The sequence below is a fragment of the Anabaena sp. FACHB-1391 genome (genome assembly GCF_014696755.1).
In the GTDB taxonomy this organism is placed as follows: Bacteria; Cyanobacteriota; Cyanobacteriia; order Cyanobacteriales; family Nostocaceae; genus Dolichospermum; species Dolichospermum planctonicum.
In genome coordinates this window covers 1-1,887 of the sequence record NZ_JACJQS010000087.1, presented here as the reverse complement: position 1 = coordinate 1,887, position 1,887 = coordinate 1, and the positions used below count along the sequence as shown (strand labels likewise).

Below are 1,887 nucleotides of genomic sequence, written 5' to 3'. Positions count from 1 at the left end.
AAGAGTTATTATAGATTTATATAAAACTAACATTTTTTCAGATATGAAAGCACCTGATACCATTATTAAACTTGTTGAACATTTTCACTCTTCGATAGAATTGTATCGTGCGGGGGGAATTAATGAAACACAAACTAGAATTGAGTTTATTAATCCTTTCTTTGCTGCTTTAGGGTGGGATATTAATAATGAACGACAAATTTCTGATATTTATAAAGACGTTGTTCATGAAGATTCTTTAAAAATTAGCGACGCAAATAAAGCCAAAGCACCTGATTATAGTTTTTGGGTTGGGGGAACAAGAAAGTTTTTTGTGGAAGCGAAAAAACCCGCTGTTAATGTTGGTAATAATATGAGTGCGGCTTTTCAAGTCAGACGTTATGGCTGGTCTGCAAAATTACCTTTAAGCATTTTAACAGATTTTGAAGAATTTGCAGTTTATGATTGTCGAATTATGCCAAATAAAAACGATTCTCCCTTGATAGCGAGAATCAAACATTTTCATTATACAAAATATGTGGAAAAATGGCAAGAGATTTATGATCTTTTTTCTAAGGAAGCTGTCTTAAATGGTTCTTTAGAAAGATTTGCAGAAACCAAAGTTAAAGCTGGGATTACTGTTGATCAAAAATTTCTCCAAGAAATTGAAATTTGGCGAGAAAATTTAGCGGCTAATATTGTTGGGAAAAATCCCCAAATTCAACAAAGAGAGTTAAATTTTGCGGTTCAAATGACGATTAATAGAATTGTCTTTTTACGGATTTGTGAAGATAGAGGAATTGAACCTTATCAACAGTTATATAATTTATTAAAGTTTGAAAATTTTTATCAAGAATTAGGGCGGTTATTTATCAATGCAGATTATCGCTATAATTCGGGTTTATTCCATTTTCAAGGTGAAAAAGGACGAGAAAATCCTGATGATTTTACTTTGAATTTAACTATAAATGATGCTATTTTAACATTAATTATTAGAAAACTCTATCCTCCAGAAAGTCCTTATGAGTTTTCTGTGATTCCTGTGGAAATTTTAGGACAAGTTTATGAACAATTTTTAGGTAAAGTCATTCAAATATCTGCAAGTCGTCAAGCAGTTATTGAAGATAAACCGGAAGTAAGAAAAGCTGGAGGTGTTTATTATACTCCTAGTTATATTGTTGATTATATTATTAAACAGACTATTGGTAAGGTTTTAGAAAATAAGAAACCAGATAAAATCCAAGATATAACAATTCTTGATCCTGCTTGTGGTTCGGGTTCTTTTTTAATTGTGGCCTATCAATTTCTCCTAGATTGGTATTTAGAACAATATCTGCAAAATCCCCAGAAATACAAAAATAAATTCTATCAAATTTCAGATCATCAATGGCGTTTAACCGCAAGTGAGAGAAAGCAAATTTTATTAACTCATATTTATGGTGTTGATATTGATCAACAAGCGGTAGAAACAACTAAATTATCTTTGTTATTAAAGGTATTAGAAGGAGAATCAGGAGAAACAATTAGCAGACAATTACAGTTATTTAAAGAACGGGCTTTACCTGATTTAGATGATAATATTCAGTGTGGTAATACCTTGATAGACGCAGAATTTTATCAACATAATCAATTAAATTTTTTAGACGAAAATACGGCTTATAGAGTTAATATTTTTGACTGGAAATCGGCTTTTTCTGTTATTATGAAACGAGGTGGTTTTGATGTAGTTATTGGTAATCCTCCCTATATTAGAATCCAAGCTTTAAAAGAATGGGCTGCTTTAGAAGTTGAATTTTATAAACAACAGTATGTTTCTGCTAGTAAGGGAAACTATGATATTTATGTTGTCTTTGTGGAAAAGGGATTAGAGCTATTAAGAAAAGATGGCTATTTAGGTTTTATTTTACC

1 protein-coding gene is annotated in these 1,887 nt (G+C 30.8%); it reads left to right on the top strand.

Annotated features, from left to right (window positions below; genetic code table 11):
* Positions 1-43: 43 nt before the first annotated feature.
* Positions 44-1,887: DNA methyltransferase (locus tag H6F62_RS20295; RefSeq protein ID WP_190372839.1), on the top strand; the 1,844-nt coding region annotated here is incomplete at its 3' end.